Source organism: Maribacter cobaltidurans (genome assembly GCF_002269385.1).
GTDB lineage: Bacteria > Bacteroidota > Bacteroidia > Flavobacteriales > Flavobacteriaceae > Maribacter > Maribacter cobaltidurans.
Genome location: NZ_CP022957.1, coordinates 622936 through 646477 on the forward strand (window position 1 = coordinate 622936; position 23542 = coordinate 646477).

Here is a 23542-nt window from a genome sequence, read left to right on the forward strand (position 1 = left end):
TTATTCAATGTGCTTTTATCGTGGTTAAAAGTCTTGGTTCATTCCAGAATAAACTTGAATCCAATACCTACATAATTTGCCTTTAGACCAGTATTGCGCCGATAGTTGTTATATTTAAAATCGATACTTTTCAACCCAAAACCCAATGTTTTGAATTTGGTAAATATGTCAGTATAGGAAACTCCAAAACCTATTTGTTGTGCATCATAGGTAGACAAGTCAAAATCTGAAGTATAAAACTGACTCGTTGATACATGGGTTTTAAACGGAGCGAAATAATCTATTTGATTTTGTGTATAATACCTGTAGGACGGATATAACGTAAACGTATCCGAAACCTTGATAGGTAGCTCGGCGTTCAGGGTATGCGCCGTCAATCCCCAATCATCAAAATAATATCTATAGTAGGTGCGGATGGAAACAATTTCGTTCAAAAAATGATTTAGCCGTATTCCCACAGGAATTTTCAACCTGCTATCCGGTAGTCTTTCCAGATCATCGGCCAACATGAACACTCCGCTGTTTTGATTGGAAGTGTAATTGGGTATATCCGAAGCTGTGCCAATGTAGAAGCTTGGCGTATCCGCAAAATAGACCCGTTGCATAGGGTTGGACAGCCAGCCTTGTTGCTTTACAACATCGGCAAAAATGGACATTTGGGTATTCTTGCCAAGTATTTGGGAAAAAGCGATGGACAGGGCATAGCTGTTTCTTTTCTTGTTCGGAATCAATGAAAAACCATCGATAGGCCTCCAGGTATCCAGTGAATTTTTATTGGTTACCTGTCCGTTTTGATTTAAAATATCAACACCCGTAAAAAAACCGGCATTTAAATTACCATTAACCTCTACATAAGATTTTAGTTCCGTAGGATATTGCGGTAGCCAAGTATCCAAATACACACTGCCCTTTAAACTTACCTCCGTATTCTTTTCATTGAACAACTTTGTGAAACCACCTCCAAAGCCCATGGACACATAATCATATTCCGTAGCAAAGGATGCGTTTGCACTGTAAATCTCATTTCTATCGTCTGAACTATGTGCATATCCCACGTTGGCACTCCCCCAGGTATCCTTTCGTGATGCGCCCGTAGAAGCTATCCATGGGCTACCGGTAGCATTGCCATTGTTGACAATATTCCTGCCTTCATCATCGTCATCACCTCCCCTGCCCCCAGCCGATCTAGAGGCACCACTAAGCACTCCGGAAGCATGTGCACCGTCAAAGGGATTCAAATTACTTGATGAAGCAGAGGTATAGGTAGATATGCCTACATCCACACTGAGTACGTCATCTTCATTAAGAGGAATGCTTACAATAATGGAGGATGCCAGGTCATTTAAGGCCTCGCTACCAATGCCCCCCGTAACAGAGGCATTGTTTCCATCCTGGTTATAATAGCTTGAGAGGATATCCACTTCAGTGGACTCCAGCACGCGCTTTTTATAGGCCCCCGAATTTTCTTGTTGCGCCATTCCAAAGAATAGACCCAAGAAAAAACAAAAAACCAGAACTAGATTGATCCTTTTAATTACAGCCACAACCTCCACCTGTTTTTCCGCCATTCCCTCCAGAGGCACCTTCCCGATATACTTGATACGCGGTCTCAAATTTCATCAGTTTTTTATCCGCCAAAACCATATCCGGATCATTAATATTTACCTTTTCGTACTCTTTCAATACCGTACAGGATGTTGTACAGCAAAAGACGCAAAGGGCGATTATCACCATTTTTAGTCGCATAGAAATCTTAGTTGTTTATAGGGAACTTAATTTTTGGAAATATTCCTTGGGCGTGGTTTTTTCGTAGCCGGCATCTCCCAATACCTTACCCGAAGCTTCCATCACCACTACGTAAGGGAAATAACCCTTGGGATTGTACCGGGAGGCCAATTCTTTATTTTGTTCTTCCTGATCGGATGGTAGCTTGTTCTTTTGTCGTCTTGGAAAATCTGCCTTTAGCATTACGAATTTGTCCTTCGCCAAATGTTGAAACTCCTCGGTACTCCAGATTTCGCGATCCAATTTAATACAGGGAGCACACCAATCTGACCCTTGAAAAACCAAAACAATATTTTTGTGGCCTTCCACGGCTAATTTCTGTGCCTTTTCCAAATCTGTTTGCCAATCCTGACCAAATAAACCATTGAACATAAATAAGACTGCCACCAAGCCAAGGATCTGTGATTTTTTAAAACTCATATTATCTAAAATTTATCTTCTTTACACTCATAAGACAGTCATAAGTGTACCTACCCTATTTTTTCTGTTTATTTTTGTTTTCCACATACAATTACTATGACCTTAATAGCATAATGTCTGAACAAGAACCATCAATTTGCGATCAGGAAACCTACGATCAAATATTTAGGAACCACTATGATACGGTAACCAGGTACCTTTATTATAAATGTGGTAATCTTCAGCAAGCAGAAGATATCGTTCAAAATGTATTTGTAAAATTGTGGGAGCTTTGTGCAAGCGTTTCCTTCTCAAAAGTAAAAGCCTACATATATAGGGCGGCAAACAACACTTTCCTCAATGAAAAGGCACATGAAAAAGTAGTTTTAAAACATTTAAGGACGAAAGAAACCGATACCGACAACGCAACTCCTGAATATCTTTTGGAAATGGAAGAGTTTCGGGAAAAATTAAAAAAGGCCATAGCCAATTTACCGGAAAAGCAGCGGGAGGTCTATCTATTAAGCAGAATGGAAAAAAAATCCTATCTGGAAATTTCCCAAATAGTAGGCATTGGGGTGAAAGGTGTGGAACGTAGAATAAGCAAAGCATTACTGCAATTAAGGGAGGTCTTAGGAAATGACCTAAAGTTTTAAGTAGGGTAATCCATTGTGAAACTGTCCTTTATATAAGAAGGTAAATGCCTATGAATGAAAAATACACCAACGAGGATTTTTTGACCAGATGGGTCGCCAATGAATTGACAAAAGAAGAAAAAGATGCTTTTGAAACTTCCGATGTCTATAGGCAATTCATGGTCATCGATCAACAAACAGGGAATCTTACAGGACCGGAAATTGATACGGAAAAGGCCTTGGTCAAATTAAAATCCAGACTGCTGGAATCCAAGAAAATAGTGCCTGTTAGACGCCTATTGTGGGTTGCATCGATTGCTGCTTCTTTTCTTATTCTTTTTGGAACCTACATCTTTATTTTTGGAAACAAAACCTATTCCACCGGAATTGGAGAAACAGAAACCATCCTATTGGCCGACGGCTCATCAGTTGAACTAAACGCCAACTCTTCGCTTTCCTATAAAAGATTTCAATGGAATGATGAGCGTAGCGTTGTACTCACAGGGGAAGGGTATTTCAAGATAAATTCAGGCGCTCCTTTTACCGTTGAAACGGATCAGGGAGAAATACAAGTTTTGGGTACTTCATTCAACGTTCGAAACAGAAATCATTTTAAGGTCCAGTGTTATGAAGGTCAAATTTCATTTACACCAAATAGTAACAATCTAAACCCCGTTCAGCTCTCAGAAGGAATGCAGCTGGAGTTAAGTGAAAATGAACTTTTAAAAAGTTCATTGTTAAACAATCAGCCAGATTGGAAAAGTGGTTTTTCATCGTTTACCCAAAGACCATTTTCTGAGGTATTGGAAGAACTCAGCATACAATATCCTATCAAATTTGATATGGGCACAATAGATACGGAACGTTTGTTTACTGGTCAATTTACACATTCAAACCTAGAGAGCGCCTTAAAATCAACTATGGATCCCATGGGAATTTCATATAGTATTTCCGAAGACAAAAGAATCATTACCTTGTCCAACTAAGACATGATTCGTATTGTATTGGTAATAATGCTGTTATTCCTAGGCATGGGAACAACCTTTGCCCAGGAAGGACCATACACTTTTGTGAACACCCCTCTAAAGGAAGTTATGCTGAATTTGGAGACCAGAAACAACCTCAAATTTTCCTTCGCAGAAGATTTGGTTGCGGACAAAACGGTTTCATTACAAATTGAAACAATAGACATCACCGGTCTTTTGGACATATTGGAAGCTCAAACGGGACTCAGGTTTGAGCAACTTGACCAAAACCAAATTATAGTAAGCCCTATTGGGGTTGGCGACGAGATTTGTCTATCATTACTGGATAATGAAACAAAATTGCCCATTAGTTATTCTACGGTCATCATTGACTCTACAGAATTTATTGCCTCAGACAAAAAGGGCTTTGTGAGGTTTAATGGCGATGACCTGTCCAATGTCCTCATTAAAGTAAGTGGTTATGAAGCGGCCATCATTCAAAAAAGGGACTATTGCCAACAAGTCTACCTTTCCCCAAAATATAGCGAGTTGGAAGGAGTCGTAGTCACAGGGTATATAACCACGGGAATAGACCGTAATACCAATGGCTCCATTACCTTGGGCAAGAAACCTTTAGGATTGTTGCCAGGGCTAACCACCCCTGATATTTTACAAAGCATCCAAGTTATCCCCGGGGTTACCAGTTTGGACGAATCCGCTTCGGATATACAGATTCATGGAGGATCTTCCGACCAAAACCTGGTCTTGTTCGATAATATCAGGATTTTTAATACGGGCTATCTATATGGTATGCTCTCCAGGTTCAACCCCTATGCCACTCAAAACGCCACTGTATATAAATCAGGGACAAGCCCAGTATATGGAGACAGAATCTCAGGCGTTATCGATATCAGAACGGATGAAAACCTTGTTCAAAACACCTCCGGAGGTTTTGGGCTGGACGGTCTGAGTTTTGATGGTTACCTCAAAACACCCTTGAACCCTAAGGCATCACTATTTGTTTACGGTAGAAGGGCCTATACCGACTTTTACCAAAGTCCCACCTATGAAGGCTTTGCTAAAAAAATATTTGACAATACCGGAATAACAAAATATCGTTACGGAAATCCATTAAACATTAACACGGATAATGAATATACCCCTGAAACCAGCACCAATGAATTTAAGTTCTATGATGTAAATGCGAAATATATCTATCAACCTTCCTTAAAGGATCAAATAGAGGTAAGCGCCCTGATGACACGTAATAAAACCTATTTTTCATTTTTGAATTCCGGGGAAATTAGCAGTGATTCATTAGCCACAGGTAATGGTGGAATAAGTGCGGCTTGGACACATACATCCTCACCCTCGCAGACAGATGAAATCGTGGCCTATTTTTCGTCCTATGATTCCCAATATGACAATGTGGAGTATTTGGACCAAACATTGGAAGAAGCCAATACTAGGGCCAATAGAATAAGTGACATAGGTCTTTCCATAAGGTCGGAAAGAAACCTATCCAATGGGAACGAATTGAGGTTTGGTTATCAATTATCCAATACCAAATTGGAAGTAAATCTAAGTGAAAATTCTATGGTTGATGGCGAAACCGAAATAAATCTCAATTCCGAGGAAAGCAATTTTAAAAATGCCTTATTTGGGGAGTATCTTTTTAAATTCAAGAACGGAAGCCATGTTGACCTAGGCCTACGTACAGTTCACTATGGTAGCCTAGGCAATATTTATTTGGAGCCTAGATTGAATTCAGAATTAGCGTTTTCCAATTCTCTTCGACTTTATGCCGGAATCGAAAGAAGAAATCAGCCAGTTTCACAAATTATAGAATTCAACCAAACAGAACTGCGTTTGGAAAACAACCTTTGGAGGCTATCGGACAATAATGAATATCCACTTTTACAGAGCAATCAAATTTCAATGGGTCTTCTTTATCATAAAAATGGTTGGACCCTGGATGTGGAGGGGTATGTCAGAAAGCTTATCGGACTTACTAGTTTTAGTCAGGGATTCAATTTACCCCAGCCTTTCCTTTCCAGTGGCCAAAGTTCCGTTGTGGGAGCGGATGTACTTGTCAAAAAAAGAATTGAGGACTATAGGCTATGGCTAGGCTACACTTTCAATACTATTGAATATACCTTTGATGAGATTAATGATGGTGATTTTCCCGGCAATAACGATATCACACATAATTTTAGAATTTCGAATAGTTTAAAACTTTTGAATCTTGAGCTTTCATTAGGTTGGCAATATAGGACTGGAAAACCTTTGACCCCCATAGAAACCTATAATGAAGAAACCGGTACCGTTACATTTGGGGCTGTAAACAGTATAAGACTTCCCTCGTATCACAGACTCGACGCATCATTAACCTATGATATGGAATTGAACCAAAGGGGAGGCAGGGTTCAATTTGGATTTTCTGCCCTCAACCTATATGACCGAAGAATACCGCTATCCATTGTATATAGGGTCATGCAAGAAAATGAAGTATTAAAATTGGAACAAGCCATTCACAGAAAGTCATTGGGCTTTACCCCAAATATGAATTTACGGTTTTTCTTTTAGGGGATAAAAAAGCCAGGCTCAAGAGCCTGGCATAATTTTACCATTATTATATCAAACTAGCTCAAGTAATTATAATTTACTTTCCATTGAAAAATATCATAACACCGACTACTACTGCTAAAACCAATATGGAGATAACAATGTCCTTCCAATTGTAACTATTTTTATTTTTACTTTTTTCTTCTTCGCTAATGGTTCCAAAGGTTAAGTTGGCCACCTGCTCGGCCGATGGTGCCGGAGCAAAAAAACTGGTCACCACTGCAAATACCACACATACCAAAAAGAACCAGGCCCCAAAGGTCAAAAAGTTCATGCTACCCATTTTGTACAAAAATCCATCGGGATCCAAATCTCCCTTTATCAATTCCAAAACGATTCGGATGGCAGCAACGATAATACCCATAATCAATGTAGCAAAAGCTCCTAAACCATTAATTCGCTTGTGAAAAATACCTAAAAGGAACACGGCAGTTATCGGAGGGGCAATATAAGATTGTACGCTCTGTAAATATTCATAAAGTACCCCGGAAATATTCGCCATGATAGGTATCCAAATAATACCTATAAAAACCACTACTACAGTGGCCAACTGACCTGTACGCACCAATTTCTTTTCTGGGGTATTGGGTCTTAATTTTTTATAAATATCTACAGTAAATAATGTGGATACCGAGTTAAATACCGAGGCCAATGAACTCATCAAGGCCGCCAATAGACCGGCAGCTACAAGACCTCGCAAACCAGAAGGCAACACATTGCTCATCAATACGGGAAATGCTTCATCCGGGGAGTCCCAATGTAATTCTCCCTTCATTTTTAAAGCCAAGGCGATGACCCCTGGAATTAGGAACAGGAATACGGGCATCAGTTTCATAACGGCCCCAAAAATGGTACCCCTTCTACCTTCTTTTATATTTTTTGCGGTCAATGCCCTTTGCACGATGTACTGGTCGGTACACCAATACCAAATTCCAACGATGGTACTGGAAATCACCAAGGAAGGCCAAGGAAAATCCGGGTCACTAGGTGGTCTCCACATATTCAAATATTCCGGCTTTACGGTTTCTACCAGACTACCCCATCCCCCTACTTTTTCAAGACCTAAATAGGTAAGAACCGCAGCTCCCAAGACCAAGAGAACGGCCTGAAGTGTTTCTGTATAAACTACGGCTCGCATTCCACCCAAAACGGTATAAATACCGGTTAATATTACCGTGGCGATAGCTCCTGTCCAAAAGTCGATTCCCAATAAAGCGGAAACTACGACCCCACCAGCATAAATAGTAACGGATATTTTCGTCAGTACATACGCCACAATGGAAAAGATGGACAATACCCAGCGAGAGCGGGCATCAAACCGTTTTTCCAAAAACTCAGGCATGGTGAACACACCACTACGGGCATAAAAAGGAAGGAACACCCAACCTAGAATCAATACGATCCAGGCGTGGATTTCATATATCAACATAGGGAGCTTATCGCTGGCCCCAGCTCCTGCAAGACCCACCACATGTTCTGAACCAATGTTGGACGCAAAAATGGAAGCACCCACTACGAACCAGCCTACATTACGGCCGGCCAAAAAATAGTCTTCCGTATTATCCTCTTTTTTTCTGATGACCCACACGGCTATTCCCAGAAGGATTAAAAAGTAAAATACAATGGCTACCCAGTCAAAAGTATCAAGTGTTTGCATAATTAATTGGTTTAGTTTTGCCGTTATTTGGTCGTTAATTTAAATGTTGTTTTCGTAACATATTTTTCCCCAGGATTTAATACCACTGAGGGGAATTCCTCTTGATTTGGAGAATCTGGGTAATGTTGGGTCTCCAAACAAAGTCCGCTCCTTTTACCGTAAATTCCATTATTTGGGGCCGGAAGTGTGCCGTCCAAGAAATTTCCAGTATAGAACTGAATACCCGGCTCATCCGTGGAGACCTCCAAAAATCTACCAGTTGCAGGGTGATAAGCGCTTGCCACTTTTCTAAAACCCGCCTGTTGATCGTTCAATACCCAACAGTGATCATAACCGCCTCCCAATTTTAATTGTTCGTTCTCTTCGGAAATATCCTGACCTACCGTCTTGGGTTCCCTAAAATCAAAAGGAGTTCCTTCAACCGGCCTCAACTCTCCGGTAGGGATCAGACCACTATCAACCGGTAAATATGCATCCGCGTCAATTTCAACTACATGGTCCAAAATAGTGTTGGAAAAATCTCCCGATAAATTAAAATAGGCGTGCTGCGTAAGGTTCACCACGGTGGCCTTATCCGTTGTAGCTTCATAGAGTACATCCAAGGAATTATTATTGTGTAGGGTGTAGGTTACCGTGGTACTTAGGTTTCCGGGAAAGCCCTCTTCCATGTCTTTACTTAAATATGTTAATATCAACGAGACAGAATCGTTTCCCTCCTCGGTCTTGGCATCCCAAACTTGCTTATCAAAACCTTTTATACCTCCATGCAAGCTATTTTCCCCATTGTTTTGTGCCAAGGTGTAGTCTTCTTCACCAATGCTGAACTTTCCTTTAGCAATACGGTTGCCATATCTTCCGATTAATGCCCCAAAGAAAGGATTGTCCTTTTCATATTGGGCCAAATCATCAAAGCCTAGGACTACATTTTCCATGTTTCCATCCTTGTCTGGGGTTCTCAAAGAGGTAATCCTACCACCGTAGGTGATAATATCCACCTCAATTCCTCCCTCATTTTTAAGCGAAAACATAGTCACTTTTTCACCATCCTGCGTTTCTCCATAATCACTTTGTGTTATCGTTACTGTTTCAATTGTTTCTTCTGGCATTTCCACGTTCTTTTTATTTTCTGTTTTCCCTTTGCAATTCACGTTAATTGCAACTGTAGACAATAATGCGATTGCATAGAATAAATTGGTTACTCGTTTCATGGTAAAAGTTTTTTACATGTTGTTTTTAAACAAATGAAAATATGCTTCATTTGCGTTCAATTGGTCTTTTAGGTTTCTAATCGTCGTATCCTTATCGATGACCACTAATTCAATTCCGGCCATTTCCGCAAAATCCTCTATAAATTCGGTCGTCAACGCTTGAGTATATACCGTATGATGGGCACCTCCAGCCAAAATCCATCCCGTAGCGGCCACTTCCAAATTGGGATGCGCATCCCATAGTACCCTTGCCACTGGCAAATTAGGTAATTTTCCCATTGGTTCCACGGCCTCTACTTCATTCACGATCAATCTAAAACGGTTGCCCAAATCGACCAATGAAACATTGATTGCAGGACCGGCAGGAGAGTTAAAAACCAAACGAACAGGATCTTCCTTACCTCCTATTCCCAATGGATGCACTTCACATGATGGTTTACCATCTGCAATAGATGGACAGATTTCTAACATATGAGATCCCATCACATATGATTTTTCCGGTGTAAAATGATACGTATAGTCTTCCATAAAGGATGTTCCTCCCTCCATATCGGAGGCCATCACCTTCAATGCCCTCAGTAATGCCGATGTCTTCCAATCTCCTTCAGCACCAAATCCGTAGCCATCAGCCATCAACCTTTGGGTGGCAATACCAGGAAGTTGTTTCAGTTCACCTAAGTTTTCAAAGGTATCCGTGAATGCTGTAAAATTTCCTTCTTCCAAAAATGACCGAAGTCCCAATTCAATTTTGGCAGCCTCTACTAATGACTGTCTCTGCTCCCCTCCTACTTTGAGTTTATCGCTTAGTTTGTAGGAATCTTCATATTCTTGTACCAAGGCATCAATATCTTCTTGGCTCAATTTTTCCATATGTGCAATTACATCCGAAGAATCATAACCGTTCACTGAGAAACCAAAGCGATACTGTGCTTCCACTTTGTCTCCTTCGGTGACGGCCACTTCCCTCATATTATCACCCAAACGAGCAACCTTAAGATTTTGAAATTCATACCATCCTAAAGCAACACGCATCCAATTCCCCAATTTTTGTTGTACTCTTTCCGTCTGCCAATGCCCAACTACTATTTTTCTGTTTTTGCGCATGCGGGTCATGATATGACCGAATTCCCGATCTCCGTGTGCGGATTGGTTCAAGTTCATAAAGTCCATGTCTATGGACTCCCATGGTACTTCCGCATTGAACTGTGTATGTAGGTGGCATAAGGGTTTGTTCAATACGCTCAATCCCTTAATCCACATTTTAGCAGGAGAGAACGTATGCATCCAAGTAATAATACCGATGCAATTTTTATTTGAACTTGCTTCCAAGCAGACATCTGTAATTTCTTGAGGGGTCTTTACCGTTGGCTTATAAACTATTTGAATTGGTATATGTTTGGAGGCATTTAAGCCCTTAACTATTTCCTGTGAATTTTCAGCTACCTGATTTAATGTCTCAGGTCCATATAAATGTTGGCTTCCCGTTACAAACCAAATTTCCTTCTCTGCCATATATTTAATTATAAATCTGTTGTTAGTTATTATTGTCCGTAGTAGGCATTTTTTCCATGCTTACGTTCGTAGTGTTTTTTGATTAAGGCGTCTTTAAGCCTTGGAGCCTTGGGGTTAATTTGCAAGGTTAGATAAGCCATTTGGGCCACCGTTTCTAACACCTTACTATTATATACTGCCTTGGCCGCGTCCTTGCCCCATGCAAAAGGACCGTGGTTTCCTAGCAAGACCATTTCAACCTCCTCCGATGAAAGCCCACGTTCATTGAAACAATCGATTATTTGAATACCCGTATTATGCTCATAATTTCCAGCAATAAGGTCGTCTCTCATGGGTTCCGCACAGGGTATATCAGCGGTTAAATGATCCGCATGGGTGGTCCCAAATACAGGAATGTCCATTTGGGCTTGGGCCCAGGCGACAGAGTATGTAGCATGCGTATGTGCTATACCACCAATATGCTCCCAATTCTTATATAAATAGGCGTGGGTTTTAGTGTCCGATGAAGGTCTCATTTCCCCTTCGATTATAGTATTATCGTAATCCAAGATTACAATATCCTCAGGTTTCAGTTTCTCATAAGGCACTCCACTGGGCTTAATGGCAAAAACACCATTATTCCTATCCACCGCACTTACATTGCCGAATGTATAGATTACCAAACCCAAATCGTTCAGGGCTATATTGGCCTCAAAACATTCTTGCTTAAGTGCTTGGTATTTTGAACTCATTTCTTATTTATTTTTGATTGAATTTTCGATAAAATCTCCCAAGTCGGTATAGGATTCCATCAACTCGCTATAGGTATCCAAGGTATTTTCTTGTGGAAAATATTCAGCTTCAAAATCACTGCCCATAAACTTACTGGCCTCCACAACATTCGGATAAATTCCAGAGGCAACAGCTGCATAAATAGCTGCCCCCAGTGCCGGTGCTTGGTCCGACTCGGCTACTTTTATGGGCATATTCATGACATTCGCAAGCGTTTGCATGATAAAAGGTGACTTCCTTGCCACACCACCAATACCGATTACCGAGTTTATTTCTACCCCTTCCTCTTGAAAACGGTCGGCAATTTTCTTGGAACCAAAACAGATGGCATTCACCAAAGCTTTAAAAATGTGTGGAGCCTTACTCCCTAAAGATAAATTGGAAATAGCACTTTTAAGGTTTTGGTCCGCATCCGGGGTACGGCGGCCATTGATCCAGTCCAATGCCGTTGGTATGCTTTCCGACAAAGGTATGACCTCCGCCGCATCCGATAATTTTTTAATAAAATCGCTTTCTATTTCTTTCTTTAACTCGATTTTCTGCTCTTCCGATAAAATGTCCGAAGTCAAAACCAAATTGTCTATGGGCCATGAAAGGACATCCTTAAACCATGCCAATAAATCCCCAAAAGCGGACTGTCCGGCTTCTAAGCCGACCAATCCCGGTATTACGGAACCTTCTACTTGTCCACAAATTCCTTTAATGGTATTTCCTCCGATTTCTTTGTCTGTTGCTACCATGATATCACAAGTAGAAGTACCCATAACGCGAACCAAAGCGTGTTCGTCAATTTTGGCTCCTACAGCACCGGAATGTGCATCAAAAGTTCCTACGGCAACAACGGTATCCGTCGTAAGACCTAATTTTTCTGCCCATTCTGTACTGAGATTACCGGCAATTTCGTTTGAAGTATAGGTTTCATCATAAAGGTTATCCCTTAAATCTGCCAAATATGGGTGGAGCTTTTCCAAAAATTCTTTAGGAGGTAATCCCCCCCAGCTCTCATGCCACATCGCCTTATGACCTGCGGCACATCGACTGCGCTTAAATGATTTCAAGTCCTTATTCTCGATAAGTAAATAAGTCATCAGGTCGCAATGCTCCATCCAGGTATAGGCATTCTCCTTAACACCCGGATCCTCTTTTACAACATGGGATATTTTGGCCCAAAACCACTCCGAAGAGTAAATACCACCTACATACTTTGTGAAATTTTCACCTCCCCAAGTAACAGCAAGTTCGTTGATTTGTTCGGCCTCCTTTATAGCCGTATGGTCTTTCCAGAGGACCATCATCGCATTTGGATTCTCGGTAAATCCTTCCACCAAGGCCAATGGTGTGCCATCTTTATCCAATGGGACAGGAGAAGAACCTGTCGTATCTATACATATTCCCTTGACATCGGCTGAATCTATGTTGCTTTTAGCCATAACGGCCTTCACCGTTTTCTCCAAACCTTCTATATGGTCAAGAGGATGTTGCCTAAATTGGTTTATTGACGGATTACAATATTTATTATCCTTCCACCGACTATACCAACATACTTCAGATGCTATCTCGTCACCATTTTGAGAATTAATAAGCACAGCCCTGACGGAATCTGAGCCATAATCCAATCCAATTACGTAATTATTTTTCAATTTTAGCTTTTCTATTTTGTTATTTCGGCGAGCTATCCAACCAAACTTTCATTTTACCAACTCCTCTGTTAGACCAGGCATAATAGGGAATCGCTTTAAGGTTATCATCTTGGATTGTATTTACACCCCCTAAAAGATTCGGCTCCATTTGAACTTTAAAGTCGTTATTTGATGGGATGGTTATCCCATCATATTTCCCCTTATTATCAATCTCCTCAACTGCATAGACCAAAGGGCCATATTCCAAGGCAATTTTACCTCTATTCTCGGCAACTTTATCGGAGGTCTCCACCTTTCTAACTTCCATTGGAAATTTAAGTTGAATTGTTTTTCCATTTACTTTTTCACTGGAAAGAGTCACATAGCCATCCAAAGAATTGATGACCTCCTTTTGGCCGTCGATATAAACCTCCACCTTATCCGATACGTTGTTCACATAATCATAAAGTCCACCAGGAAGCACTTCGTTATTCGCCCAACCGGGTATACGAATTTTAAGATTGAAATTATCAGCTTGGGAGGCCTGTACATGTATCTCCACGTTACCATCCCAAGGATAATTCGTCTTTTGTGTAACTTGAACTTTACTATTAGGTAGGTCTACGGTAGCTTCATTCGAGGCATACAAATTCACATAAATATCTTTATCGGTTTTTGAATAAATCAGACCTGGCATGGCAGGAATAAACCGCACGACATTTGTTGGACAGCAAGAACAATCGAACCACGATTTTCTGGTTGCAGCCCCTTGGTTAAATTCATATTTTCCATCGGACTCCAGGGCATTTGGATAGAAAAACTCTGTACCACTCAGGGAGAGACCAGAGATTAATCCATTGTATAAAGTTCGTTCTATAACGTCGTAATACTTAGAATCCCCGGACATATTGAACAATCTATGGTTCCAATACACATCGCCGATAGAGGCGCATGTCTCATTATATGCGGTTAAGTTGGGAAGTTCATAATTGTCACCAAACGCCTCTTGGTCATGTCTGGCACCTATCCCGCCGGTGATGTACATTTTTTTGCTCACCATATTGTCCCATAGGTTATCCACAGCGTTCAGGTAGGCCGAATCATTTTTGATTGCTGCAATATCTGTCATGGCGGCGTACATATAAACGGCCCTAACTGCATGTCCCACAACCTCATCCTGTTCTATAACAGGAACGTGATCCTGTGAATAGGGACCGAAGAGTTCGTGATTATCTGGGTTGCCCCTATTATCCAAGAAATACTTGGCTAAATCAAGGTAGTCTTCTTTACCTGTAACCTCATATAATTTGATGAGTCCGGTTTCTATAATCTGATGTCCTGGCACAGCGGCTATCTTACCTTCTCCTTCACCAAAGGTTTCCACCATTAAATCGGCATTTTTTATAGCGATATCCAAGAAATTCCGTTTTCCGGTAGCTTTATAATGTACTACGGCAGCCTCGTACATATGGCCGGCATTGTAAAGCTCATGGCTTGCCGCAAGCGATTCCCATCTTTTACCTTCCTTTACCTCTACCCAAGTAGCGGGCGGTTTATAGGGGTCTATGGTACGCCAAGTGGTTAAATATCCATCGGGTTCCTGTCCAATTTTTATAATTCCCACCAAGGAGTCCAACAAAGTCTCCAATTTCGGGTTTGGGGAACTGATCAAAGAGTTAGAGGCTCCTTCTATAATTTTATATACGTCAGAATCATCAAAAGGCATTACTCCGCGTACAGAACCTTCCATTTTGCCACCAGCGATTAAAAAGTTATCGAATCTCCCTTCTTCCTCACATTTTTCAATGGCGTATTCAATGGTTTTCTCCTGTACCCTCCTAATAATGGGGAGCCAGAATTCGTCCGTCAACTTGACATTTTGAATGTTCACCGGAGTTATAGAATATCCTGACGCCTCTTCCTTCTTGACAGAAGCTACCTCCTCTTTTGTTTCCTTTTGACAGGAAATTATGAAAAGACAAAAAATAAGACTAACAAAAATATAATTACTCTTTTTCATACTGTTGGATTATTTGCTTCCTTGCAATACGATAACGGAAAAGGCAGGCAATTCTACTTCCAAAACTCCTTTCTTAAAGGTAAAACCCTTGTACTCCTTGGGTTCAATTTTATTGGGATTATCAAAAGTGTTATGGTCTTGTAATTTATCAGACATCAATATTTCCCCAGTGATTTTCTTAACTCCCAAGGCGTTCAAATCGATGGTTACCGTATTCTCTTTATGGGCATCTATGTTTACGATGGATAAATGAATCTTTCCTGCATCGTCTATCGATGCCGAAGCATTGATTGCGGGAAGGCTTTCTCCCTCATAGGTGTATTCAGGAGATTCAAAGGAAAGCGGAATTAGTTTTGCATCCTGGTGCACTTTGTACATGTTCATCACATGGTATGTAGGAGTCAGAATCATTTTCTCCTTATCGGTCAAAATTACGGCTTGTAGCACATTCACTGTTTGGGCAAGGTTGGCCATTTTTACACGATCTGCATGATTATTGAAAATATTAAGGTTCATGCCGGCAATCATAGCATCCCGCATCGTGTTCTGCTGATACAGGAACCCGGGATTGGTACCTTCTGCAACCTCGTACCATCCGCCCCATTCGTCTACGATAAGATCTACCTGCTTTTCCTTATCATATTTGTCCATTATTGCGGTGTGATTCACTATCAATTCTTCCATCAGCCAAGATTCCTTCATGGTCTTGAAATATAGGTCCTCCGTAAAATCTACGTCGGAACCCTTGGCACTCCAATCAATAACGGAATAGTGGTGCAGGGCAACTCCTTGCAACATGTTCTTGGGTATATTTTTCATAAGTACTTCCGTCCAGTTATAATCGTCATTGCTGGCACCAGAAGCAATTTTGTAAAGTCCTCCCTCAACGTCTGCGTCTGACATGAAAGTGACATATTTTTTATAGATATCTGCGTAATATTCCGGACGCATATTACCTCCACATCCCCAGGCCTCATTTCCAATTCCCCAAAATTTAACGGTCCATGGCTCATCCCTACCGTTCTCGCGTCTTAAATCGGACATGGGGCTTTTCCCCTTAAAATTCGTATACTGTACCCAATCCGCCAATTCCTGTACCGTACCACTGCCCACGTTTCCGGAGAGATAAGGCTCCGTTTCAAGCACCTTGCAAAGATTCAAAAAGTTATGGGTTCCAAAACTATTGTCCTCAGTAACTCCTCCCCACCAAGTATTTACGATAGTTGGTCTATTCTCCTGCGGACCTATACCGTCTTTCCAATGATACGTATCGGCAAAGCAACCGCCGGGCCAACGTAAGTTGGGTATCTGAAGCTCTTTTAGCGCATCGATTATATCATTTCTCACCCCTTCCGTATTGGGTATCATACTGTTATCGCCAACGTAGAATCCTTCATAGATACATCTGCCCAAATGTTCTGCAAAATGTCCGTAAATATGTTTACTAATGGTAGGAGCATCTTCCATCTTCCCGATTTCAATAGTGCTTTTTGTAGCTTGTCCCATGGAAACGCCAGTGCCCATAAAAAATGACATGGCAATAAGCAAATAGACTTTTAATGTTCTCATACTATGTTCTTAAATTGTTTAATGGTTATTCTTTCCTATATACAGAATCATATCTAGCTAGACCAGATTGCTAATTACTCTAAATTTACAGTTTCAAAAGACATACACTTTAATAATGCAGGCAAAACTCTATTAGTTCTAACTAAAATCAAACTTATAATCCAAAATTCATGAATTATAGGATTTGTGCTTTGAATAACAAAAAAGCATATTAATTTTTATATATCTTACAGAACTAATGATTTTCCCATTTCAAAATTGAAAATCAAAAGTGTATTTTTAACACGTGTAAATAAACAGCAGATATTTGAATTTTCCAAGCTCAATAGTGCAATATGCATAATTTAACGACCTGATTTTCTTTAATTACGTACTTCAGGCAGAAAATTAATATGAAAATAGGATGAATTTGACTAATTTTCGCCTTTGAAGAACTTACCAATACAACCATAAAATTGCAAAATCCCGACCAGAAAGAAATATTGGCTCTTGCCAACTATGATAACGAAGATAAAGTTCTACTAGCGGTTGACTGTATCATTTTTGGTTTCGATAGAGAGGAGTTAAAGATACTCCTGGTCAAGCGAAATTTTGAACCAGAAAAAGGCAAATGGTCTTTGATAGGTGGGTTTTTAAAAAAGGAAGAAAATCTTGACATAGCGGCCGTGAGGGTGCTTCATCATTTAACCGGACTTCATGATATATACATGGAGCAACTATACATTTATAGCAAGGTAGATAGGGATCCGGCGGACCGAACTCTTTCCGTCTCTTATTATGCCCTTATTGATATCGCAAAACACGACAAAGAGCTTATCAAACAAAATTCAGCGCAATGGTTCCCTTTAAAGGATGCCCCAACTTTGATCTTCGATCATAACGAAATGGTAGATAGGGCCATTGCCCGGTTGAAACGAAGAGCGCTTAGCAAGCCCATTGGATTTGAGCTACTCCCTGAAAAGTTCACCATGCGTCAATTACAAAAATTATACGAAGCTATACTAGGCAAAAAACTGGATAAGCGAAATTTCATTAGTAAGTTCAACTCGTTCCATATCCTTATAAAATTGGACGAAAAAGACATGAGCTCCTCCAAAAAAGGTGCTTTTCTTTTCAAGTTCGATGAAGAAAAATATAAGCGGAAAGTGGAAGATGGATTCAATTTTAAAATTTGAAATCCATCTTATCAGAAAACAGAAAGGGGTATCCTATTTTAGAATACCCCTACAACCTAATCTAATTATGAAAATTAGTCAACAATAAATAGACTTGCAATGGTTGTTGCATCTTCACCAGTCAATGGTTCGTCATAAGCTTCGGTTGAAGCCCCCATGCTAAATGGGTCACCAGAGCCTAATGTGGTAACATCCAACCCTCCCTGCATAACATTTTCTTCACCATCGTAGACTGCTTGTGTAGCTTCCGGCATTCCCATTCCTCTGTCATTATTGGTAATCCAACCTTTTAGCCCCCTCAATCTTCTTATTTCAGAAGCATGCCTTGCTTCTACCGAATGTATCTGTAGAGCCGGAGTTAAAAAATCTGAACCCAATAAATTACCGGCTTGTCCTTTATACGCCCTTACACCTGTATCCTCAAATGCCTGTGCCAATGCCAATAACTGGGCATAAGCCATATCTTGACCGACACCATTAGCATTAAAGGGGTCGAACATTCCACCGACGGTAAAGTCAAATGTAGGTTTTTCTACAGGCATTACCCCTGCTCCCTCTAGGCCAGCAATTAAGAAGTCCACATGGGCTTGTTCGTGTTTAGAAATTTGCATATAAACCGTTTCCGGTCTTCCAGATGGCAAAACTCCAGATTGTAATGCTAAATCGTAAAATTCATCTTCCAAATATTCCAATGTAAGTGCAAGCTGTAAAGCTCCAATAGGATCCGCACTCATGGATTGAGCATTTACCTTCTTTGGTATAGATGCCAATCCGAATGGCACCGCCGCAATGGCCGCTTTTTTGGATATTGAACTAAATTTTGAAAAAACTTCTCGTCTAGATGATTTACCTTCTAACAGATTATCAGTAGTAAATTCATCCAAAAATTTTATAATATTCATAATGTATCTTTATTTTTTTGTTAATGATTAAGGTAAATTATTTGCGGTGAACGGTGTTGTAATAAATCCTGTATCACCTACTGCAGCCAAAATGTCCGATGGGTTTAAAGCTACATCCAAACCAGTATCTACGGTAACTACATCATCGCCGGCAAAGTCTGCGCTACCTGGGTTAATCAATGTTCTTATCGCAGAGGCATGTCTCGCTTCCACGGAAACAATTTTACCTGCTATAAGCAAATAATTTGGATCGGAAATAAGCCTTCCCGCGCCATTATACGCAGCTACCCCTGTATCCTCTAAAACCTTTGCCGTACCTAAAACAGCATCCCGGTTGGAAAAATCCAAAGAACCATAATCAAATTCCAATGTAGGAAGCATTGCGTCTGTATTTTCACCAACGGCAGCCGTTATCGCCGCCTTAAAAAAATCTCGATGATTTACTTCATGGTTGTATAAATCAGTCAATACCTGTCTTTCCTCATCAGAAATGTTGGCATAAAAGGAATTTACCACCTTAGTATAAAAATCAGCCTCCAACTGTTCTAGCGCATAGGCATAATTTAAAACTCCCAAATCGCCAGAACCTAAATCAAAAATATTACCACCGGTAGGTGGAATCGGTGCCATTCCTTCATCATCGTCACTACAGGCCACCAGAAGACTAGCCCCCAAGACCCCCAATCCGCTTATTCGCAAAAACCTTCGACGATCTTTTACTTTTTTGTTTATTTCAACTTTGATAACTTTTTTACTCATAATAACTCTATTTTTAGGTTATACTTCTACCAATACCTACGAGCAATGAAACGGAGAGTTGTTAAGAAAAGATTAAAAAAGCCGGATAGACTGTTAAACCGATATGAAGACCTAACTACTTTAAATCCAAAGGTCCACATTTCCTCCTAAAAGTTAAATTCATCATAAATACGCCCAACTAATCATACTATAATTACATACTATTGTCAAAGAATTGCTTAATTTGAATATTATGCTAACTTTGAAAAAAAAGATTAATGGATTTACTTGAAAAAGCTCAGGAATTTGAAAGTCGAAAAATGAGCAACATGTCCACCAGTGATAGGGTAGAAGCGTCCAGAGAAGCCAAAGCCTTGATATTAAGTATCAACGAGGTCTATAAAGAAACCAAGGACCCCGAATTAATGGAGGTTATGAAACGTTTGACCGAAAAGAAGAAAAAAATAGAAAAACGATTGAACGGTGTTCCTTTGGTATAAGGCCTTCATCAATATAAAATAAAAACCCCATAATGGGGTTTTTTAATATACTAAACTCTGTCTCTCCTTTAATTGGGTCAATTGTCAAGAAAATTGCCCGATTGTCAATTTTTTCGAAAGGATTAAATCTTAATATTCATCTTTGAAGGTCTAAAGCACTTGTGAACGATGGAGAGAATCCGTTCATTTCTACAAAGACCTCTAAAGCCCTTGGATTCGTGGCTCAATTTTATATTGAAGTTTCCTTTGTTGTTTTTTGCTTTCTTTTGCTTTACTATGGCTATAGTCATTATGTATCTATATGTTCATTGACCCCTTGCTTTGGATTGGCAGCCGATTATAAAACATTAGACTTCCGTAAAAAACATTCTCAGAACTAAACAATCTCAGCACTTAGACCGGCATTGAGCAGTCCTGAACATTGGGGTTCCAAGTCACAATACTCGCCAGTCTTTACAGTGCATTTACCTTTATAATGCACAATCAGGGAACACTGCTCCGCCTGTTCCGGAGTATGGTCACAGACAGCGATAAGTGTTTCAATTACATGGTCAAATGTATTTACATCGTCATTAAAAAGTACGATTTCATTTTGTTTGACGGTCTCTTCCTCTAAAAGGAGCTCTTCGGAAATTTTTTCTTTAGTGCTCATTACTATCGATTTAACTATTCCCTAAAATACATATTTTGCGGCGACCCAATTGTTTTTTTCAATGTTTTTTTCGATCCGAAGACCTAATTCATGGCACTTTTCGGAAATCAAAGGTAAATCTTTCCGATAAAAACCACTGACCAGAAGTACACCTCCTTCACTTAAAGAGTGCTTGTATTTGGGAATATCCTTCAAGAGTATATTTCTATTGATGTTGGCAATGATAATGTCATATTTATTACCGTCTAAAAGACTTGCATCCCCCTCCAAAACCGAAATGTTATGAATCCCATTTCGCTCCACATTTTCCAAAGAGTTCAAATAACACCAATTATCAATATCAATAGCATCTATTTTTTTTGCGCCTCGTTTGGAGGCTAAAATGGCAAGAACCCCTGTTCCACAGCCCATATCCAATACTGTTTTACCCTCAAGGTCCAAATGCAGTATATGTTGTAACATCATATGGGTTGTTTCGTGATGGCCCGTGCCAAAGCTCATTTTTGGCTCAATAATGATATCGTACTCAATTTCCTTCTTTTCATGAAACGGAGCTCTTACCATACAAACATCATTTACCAAAATGGGTTGGAAATTCTGTTCCCAAGTGGCATTCCAATTCTCTTGCTCTATTTCCTTTGCCTCATAGGAAATCTTAAAGTCCGTATTTTCAAGAATCGATACTCCCTCAAGAATATCCTCATGCCAGTCCCCTTTTTGAATGTAGGCCAGAACACCTGTTTCCTCCTCTACAAAACTTTCAAAACCTACCTCCCCCAGTTCGGCTATCAGAATATCCGAAACAGGTTGTACCGGTTCCACGATGAATTGATATTCCATATAGATATTTTCTGCCATATCATTAAAATTTAAAAAGGGTACCATAGATACCCTTTAAACCAAAACAAAATTTTGTTGTGTCCTAGATTGCGTTTATAATTGCCACAAAATCATCGGAAACGAGTGAAGCCCCTCCAATTAAGCCACCATCAACATCCGGCTTTGAAAAAATCTCTTCCGCATTGCCCGGTTTTACGCTTCCTCCATATAGAATGGATACATTGTTGCTTACAGCACTATCGTAGGCTTCTGAAATTGTTTTGCGGATAAAGGCATGCATTTCCTGTGCTTGTTCCGGGGATGCCGTCTCTCCGGTTCCAATGGCCCATACGGGTTCGTAGGCCAATATAATCTTACTCCAATCGGAACTTTCCAAGGAAAATAATGCGTTCTTTAACTGGCTTTCAACCACACTAAAATGGTTGCCCGATTTTCTGTCCTCCAACTCTTCACCAAAACAAAACATAACCCTTATCCCCTTTTCCAAGGCGGTTTTTACCTTTTTGGCCAATATTTCATCAGTTTCCCCAAAATAGGCTCTTCTTTCTGAGTGACCAATGATACATGTATCCACGCCAATATTAAGAAGCATATCCGCAGAAATTTCTCCGGTGTATGCCCCACTTTCAGCAAAGTGCATGTTCTGTGCTATGACCTCAATGCGAGAAGTTTCAAGATTACGAACCGCGGCCGCTAGGTTAACAAAAGTGGGTGCAACCATGACCTCAGCTTGTGTATCCGGAAGTTTTGCCGATAATTCTATCAATAAGGCTTCGGTTTCTTCCATATTCTTATTCATTTTCCAGTTTCCCGCTACTATTTTACTTCTCATTTTATATCAGTTTATTTCGTATTTAATTTATCAATTCGTTTAAAATTCAAGCTCATCCAAATCGTTGTAATGCACTTTTTGCTCTATGGTCCCCTTTTCCAAAACCAAAACTCCCGGATTGGACCTTACAATGGTTTTTAAGGTTGTCTGGTCTGTAAAGTAGAATTCGAAATCCAAATCATATTGCGTTTTCAACTCCTTTGTCTGGTCAGGTCCGGAAGCAGACATACCAATTACTTTATAACCTTTATCAATTGCCATGTCCGTAACTTCTTTAATTTCCGAAAAAGCGTCCAAATTGGCCTTTCTAAGATCATAGGCAATGACCATAACCAGTTTAGGCTCCTGCAAGAGACTTCCGGCAAAGTCCTCCCCATCCTGCTCGATAGTAAAATCATGCACCGGCGGCTCATAGCCTTTTTGAATCTCTTCCGTTTCCACCCCAATAAATTCCCCATCTATGGTAGGATAATCACCATTGGTAACGATTACCTGTTCCTCTCCATCCACTTTGAATTTCCACGCATATTCATAAATGGGTTTTGGGGCATCTTCTGGAATACCCATACCCTCCTCGATATTTTTTCCTATTTCATAAGGTCTAAAGTCGATAACGGGCAAGTGATTTAACACATAGTAAGCATAGACAATACATGCCAAAACGGAAATTGCCACCAGTACCTTTGTCAAAAAAGGCCTAAAAAGTGGTGTAATGTATTTTTTGCCGTAAAACAATAAAAGAATGAGCACCAAAAGGACCACATCCTTGGTGAAGGATTCCCAGGGTGTTAATTTGATGGCATCACCAAAACATCCACAATCCGTTACCTTATTAAAGTATGCCGAATAAAAAGTTAGAAAGGTGAAGAATACGATCATTGCCAATAGACTCCACAGGGTAAACTTTCTCTTGTGGCCCAAAATCAGGAGCACACCCAAAAGAACCTCGAATATGACAACGACCAAGGAAATGGTCAATGCATGGGGCTCAAAGAAAGGCAGATTGAGAACACCCTGACTAAAATATTCTTCCAGTTTAAACGAAAAACCCACGGGGTCGTTCAACTTTATGAAACCGCTGATGACAAAAAGTACACCAACAAATATTCTAACGATTCCAATCAAATATCTCATAGTT

The 23542-nt window shown here is 40.1% G+C and carries 21 protein-coding genes; 5 read left to right on the top strand and 16 right to left on the bottom strand.

Annotated elements, in window-relative coordinates; all coding sequences use genetic code 11:
• Positions 1 to 38: 38 nt before the first annotated feature.
• Genes CJ263_RS02635 through CJ263_RS02645 form a run of 3 tightly spaced genes read right to left on the bottom strand, consistent with a single transcriptional unit; the run spans position 39 to position 2205 of the window.
• Positions 39 to 1478, bottom strand: a complete 1440-nt coding sequence (locus tag CJ263_RS02635; protein ID WP_229702342.1) for a DUF3570 domain-containing protein — start codon at positions 1476 to 1478, stop codon at positions 39 to 41.
• Between the two features lie 52 nt (positions 1479 to 1530).
• Positions 1531 to 1746, bottom strand: coding sequence for a DUF4266 domain-containing protein (locus CJ263_RS02640; RefSeq protein WP_229702341.1), 216 nt, complete (start codon positions 1744 to 1746; stop codon positions 1531 to 1533).
• 15 nt (positions 1747 to 1761) lie between these two features.
• Positions 1762 to 2205, bottom strand: coding sequence for a thioredoxin family protein (locus tag CJ263_RS02645; RefSeq protein ID WP_188669408.1), 444 nt, complete (start codon positions 2203 to 2205; stop codon positions 1762 to 1764).
• A gap of 113 nt (positions 2206 to 2318) precedes the next feature.
• Between CJ263_RS02645 and CJ263_RS02650 the strand changes: the two genes are divergently transcribed.
• Genes CJ263_RS02650 through CJ263_RS02660 form a run of 3 tightly spaced genes read left to right on the top strand, consistent with a single transcriptional unit; the run spans position 2319 to position 6370 of the window.
• Positions 2319 to 2840, top strand: coding sequence for an RNA polymerase sigma factor (locus CJ263_RS02650; protein WP_094995844.1), 522 nt, complete (start codon positions 2319 to 2321; stop codon positions 2838 to 2840).
• A 50-nt stretch (positions 2841 to 2890) separates the two neighbouring features.
• Positions 2891 to 3805, top strand: a complete 915-nt coding sequence (locus CJ263_RS02655) for a FecR family protein (RefSeq protein ID WP_158657062.1) — start codon at positions 2891 to 2893, stop codon at positions 3803 to 3805.
• A gap of 3 nt (positions 3806 to 3808) precedes the next feature.
• Positions 3809 to 6370, top strand: coding sequence for a TonB-dependent receptor (locus tag CJ263_RS02660; protein WP_094995846.1), 2562 nt, complete (start codon positions 3809 to 3811; stop codon positions 6368 to 6370).
• A gap of 76 nt (positions 6371 to 6446) precedes the next feature.
• On the opposite strand, the gene CJ263_RS02665 is transcribed toward CJ263_RS02660, so the two are convergent.
• The 7 genes from CJ263_RS02665 to CJ263_RS02695 are packed head-to-tail and all read right to left on the bottom strand — an operon-like array spanning position 6447 to position 16765.
• Positions 6447 to 8066, bottom strand: coding sequence for a sodium:solute symporter (locus CJ263_RS02665; protein ID WP_094995847.1), 1620 nt, complete (start codon positions 8064 to 8066; stop codon positions 6447 to 6449).
• A gap of 23 nt (positions 8067 to 8089) precedes the next feature.
• Positions 8090 to 9274, bottom strand: coding sequence for an aldose epimerase family protein (locus CJ263_RS02670; RefSeq protein ID WP_094995848.1), 1185 nt, complete (start codon positions 9272 to 9274; stop codon positions 8090 to 8092).
• A gap of 12 nt (positions 9275 to 9286) precedes the next feature.
• Positions 9287 to 10786: an L-arabinose isomerase gene (gene araA, locus CJ263_RS02675; protein WP_373288263.1), complete on the bottom strand. Its 1500-nt coding sequence runs from the start codon at positions 10784 to 10786 to the stop codon at positions 9287 to 9289.
• 29 nt (positions 10787 to 10815) lie between these two features.
• On the bottom strand, positions 10816 to 11517 hold the full coding sequence (locus CJ263_RS02680) for an L-ribulose-5-phosphate 4-epimerase (RefSeq protein ID WP_094995850.1): 702 nt from the start codon (positions 11515 to 11517) through the stop codon (positions 10816 to 10818).
• A 3-nt stretch (positions 11518 to 11520) separates the two neighbouring features.
• The gene (locus CJ263_RS02685) at positions 11521 to 13197 is read right to left on the bottom strand and encodes a ribulokinase (protein ID WP_094995851.1); all 1677 of its coding nucleotides are present in this window, start codon (positions 13195 to 13197) and stop codon (positions 11521 to 11523) included.
• A gap of 19 nt (positions 13198 to 13216) precedes the next feature.
• A complete protein-coding gene (locus tag CJ263_RS02690) occupies positions 13217 to 15196 on the bottom strand; it encodes a glycoside hydrolase family 127 protein (RefSeq protein ID WP_094995852.1) in 1980 nt (659 codons plus the stop codon).
• A 9-nt stretch (positions 15197 to 15205) separates the two neighbouring features.
• Positions 15206 to 16765 (bottom strand): alpha-N-arabinofuranosidase, encoded by a 1560-nt coding sequence (locus CJ263_RS02695; protein WP_094995853.1) that lies wholly within the window; start codon positions 16763 to 16765, stop codon positions 15206 to 15208.
• A gap of 455 nt (positions 16766 to 17220) precedes the next feature.
• Between CJ263_RS02695 and CJ263_RS02700 the strand changes: the two genes are divergently transcribed.
• Positions 17221 to 17940, top strand: coding sequence for an NUDIX hydrolase (locus CJ263_RS02700; protein ID WP_229702340.1), 720 nt, complete (start codon positions 17221 to 17223; stop codon positions 17938 to 17940).
• Between the two features lie 74 nt (positions 17941 to 18014).
• Here the strand turns inward: CJ263_RS02700 and CJ263_RS02705 are convergent, their stop codons facing one another.
• The gene (locus CJ263_RS02705) at positions 18015 to 18842 is read right to left on the bottom strand and encodes a ferritin-like domain-containing protein (protein ID WP_094995854.1); all 828 of its coding nucleotides are present in this window, start codon (positions 18840 to 18842) and stop codon (positions 18015 to 18017) included.
• A 27-nt stretch (positions 18843 to 18869) separates the two neighbouring features.
• The gene (locus CJ263_RS02710; RefSeq protein WP_094995855.1) at positions 18870 to 19601 is read right to left on the bottom strand and encodes a ferritin-like domain-containing protein; all 732 of its coding nucleotides are present in this window, start codon (positions 19599 to 19601) and stop codon (positions 18870 to 18872) included.
• A 257-nt stretch (positions 19602 to 19858) separates the two neighbouring features.
• On the opposite strand from CJ263_RS02710, the gene CJ263_RS02715 reads away from it, so the two are divergent.
• Positions 19859 to 20080 (top strand): hypothetical protein, encoded by a 222-nt coding sequence (locus CJ263_RS02715; RefSeq protein WP_094995856.1) that lies wholly within the window; start codon positions 19859 to 19861, stop codon positions 20078 to 20080.
• A gap of 376 nt (positions 20081 to 20456) precedes the next feature.
• Here CJ263_RS02715 and CJ263_RS02720 read toward each other — a convergent pair whose 3' ends face one another.
• From CJ263_RS02720 to CJ263_RS02735, 4 genes are all read right to left on the bottom strand, one after another.
• Positions 20457 to 20732 carry an ATP-dependent Clp protease adaptor ClpS gene (locus tag CJ263_RS02720; RefSeq protein WP_094995857.1) on the bottom strand — a complete coding sequence of 92 codons (276 nt, stop codon included), beginning with the start codon at positions 20730 to 20732 and terminating at the stop codon, positions 20457 to 20459.
• Positions 20733 to 20753: 21 nt separating this feature from the next.
• Positions 20754 to 21590 (bottom strand): 50S ribosomal protein L11 methyltransferase, encoded by an 837-nt coding sequence (gene prmA / locus CJ263_RS02725; protein ID WP_094999077.1) that lies wholly within the window; start codon positions 21588 to 21590, stop codon positions 20754 to 20756.
• 64 nt (positions 21591 to 21654) lie between these two features.
• Entirely contained in the window at positions 21655 to 22404 is a 750-nt protein-coding gene (gene tpiA / locus CJ263_RS02730) for a triose-phosphate isomerase (RefSeq protein ID WP_094995858.1), read from the bottom strand.
• Positions 22405 to 22443: 39 nt separating this feature from the next.
• The gene (locus CJ263_RS02735; protein WP_094995859.1) at positions 22444 to 23538 is read right to left on the bottom strand and encodes a BT_3928 family protein; all 1095 of its coding nucleotides are present in this window, start codon (positions 23536 to 23538) and stop codon (positions 22444 to 22446) included.
• Between the last annotated feature and the right edge of the window lie 4 nt (positions 23539 to 23542).

What these genes read in the sequence shown, in the direction of transcription:
- CJ263_RS02635 (WP_229702342.1), bottom strand. Translation starts at nt 1,478, where the DNA reads ATGGCGCAACAAGAAAATTCGGGGGCCTATAAAAAGCGCGTGCTGGAG.
- CJ263_RS02640 (WP_229702341.1), bottom strand. Translation starts at nt 1,746, where the DNA reads ATGCGACTAAAAATGGTGATAATCGCCCTTTGCGTCTTTTGCTGTACA.
- CJ263_RS02645 (WP_188669408.1), bottom strand. Translation starts at nt 2,205, where the DNA reads ATGAGTTTTAAAAAATCACAGATCCTTGGCTTGGTGGCAGTCTTATTT.
- CJ263_RS02650 (WP_094995844.1), top strand. Translation starts at nt 2,319, where the DNA reads ATGTCTGAACAAGAACCATCAATTTGCGATCAGGAAACCTACGATCAA.
- CJ263_RS02655 (WP_158657062.1), top strand. Translation starts at nt 2,891, where the DNA reads ATGAATGAAAAATACACCAACGAGGATTTTTTGACCAGATGGGTCGCC.
- CJ263_RS02660 (WP_094995846.1), top strand. Translation starts at nt 3,809, where the DNA reads ATGATTCGTATTGTATTGGTAATAATGCTGTTATTCCTAGGCATGGGA.
- CJ263_RS02665 (WP_094995847.1), bottom strand. Translation starts at nt 8,066, where the DNA reads ATGCAAACACTTGATACTTTTGACTGGGTAGCCATTGTATTTTACTTT.
- CJ263_RS02670 (WP_094995848.1), bottom strand. Translation starts at nt 9,274, where the DNA reads ATGAAACGAGTAACCAATTTATTCTATGCAATCGCATTATTGTCTACA.
- araA (WP_373288263.1), bottom strand. Translation starts at nt 10,786, where the DNA reads ATGGCAGAGAAGGAAATTTGGTTTGTAACGGGAAGCCAACATTTATAT.
- CJ263_RS02680 (WP_094995850.1), bottom strand. Translation starts at nt 11,517, where the DNA reads ATGAGTTCAAAATACCAAGCACTTAAGCAAGAATGTTTTGAGGCCAAT.
- CJ263_RS02690 (WP_094995852.1), bottom strand. Translation starts at nt 15,196, where the DNA reads ATGAAAAAGAGTAATTATATTTTTGTTAGTCTTATTTTTTGTCTTTTC.
- CJ263_RS02695 (WP_094995853.1), bottom strand. Translation starts at nt 16,765, where the DNA reads ATGAGAACATTAAAAGTCTATTTGCTTATTGCCATGTCATTTTTTATG.
- CJ263_RS02705 (WP_094995854.1), bottom strand. Translation starts at nt 18,842, where the DNA reads ATGAATATTATAAAATTTTTGGATGAATTTACTACTGATAATCTGTTA.
- CJ263_RS02710 (WP_094995855.1), bottom strand. Translation starts at nt 19,601, where the DNA reads ATGAGTAAAAAAGTTATCAAAGTTGAAATAAACAAAAAAGTAAAAGAT.
- CJ263_RS02715 (WP_094995856.1), top strand. Translation starts at nt 19,859, where the DNA reads ATGGATTTACTTGAAAAAGCTCAGGAATTTGAAAGTCGAAAAATGAGC.
- CJ263_RS02720 (WP_094995857.1), bottom strand. Translation starts at nt 20,732, where the DNA reads ATGAGCACTAAAGAAAAAATTTCCGAAGAGCTCCTTTTAGAGGAAGAG.
- prmA (WP_094999077.1), bottom strand. Translation starts at nt 21,590, where the DNA reads ATGGCAGAAAATATCTATATGGAATATCAATTCATCGTGGAACCGGTA.
- tpiA (WP_094995858.1), bottom strand. Translation starts at nt 22,404, where the DNA reads ATGAGAAGTAAAATAGTAGCGGGAAACTGGAAAATGAATAAGAATATG.
- CJ263_RS02735 (WP_094995859.1), bottom strand. Translation starts at nt 23,538, where the DNA reads ATGAGATATTTGATTGGAATCGTTAGAATATTTGTTGGTGTACTTTTT.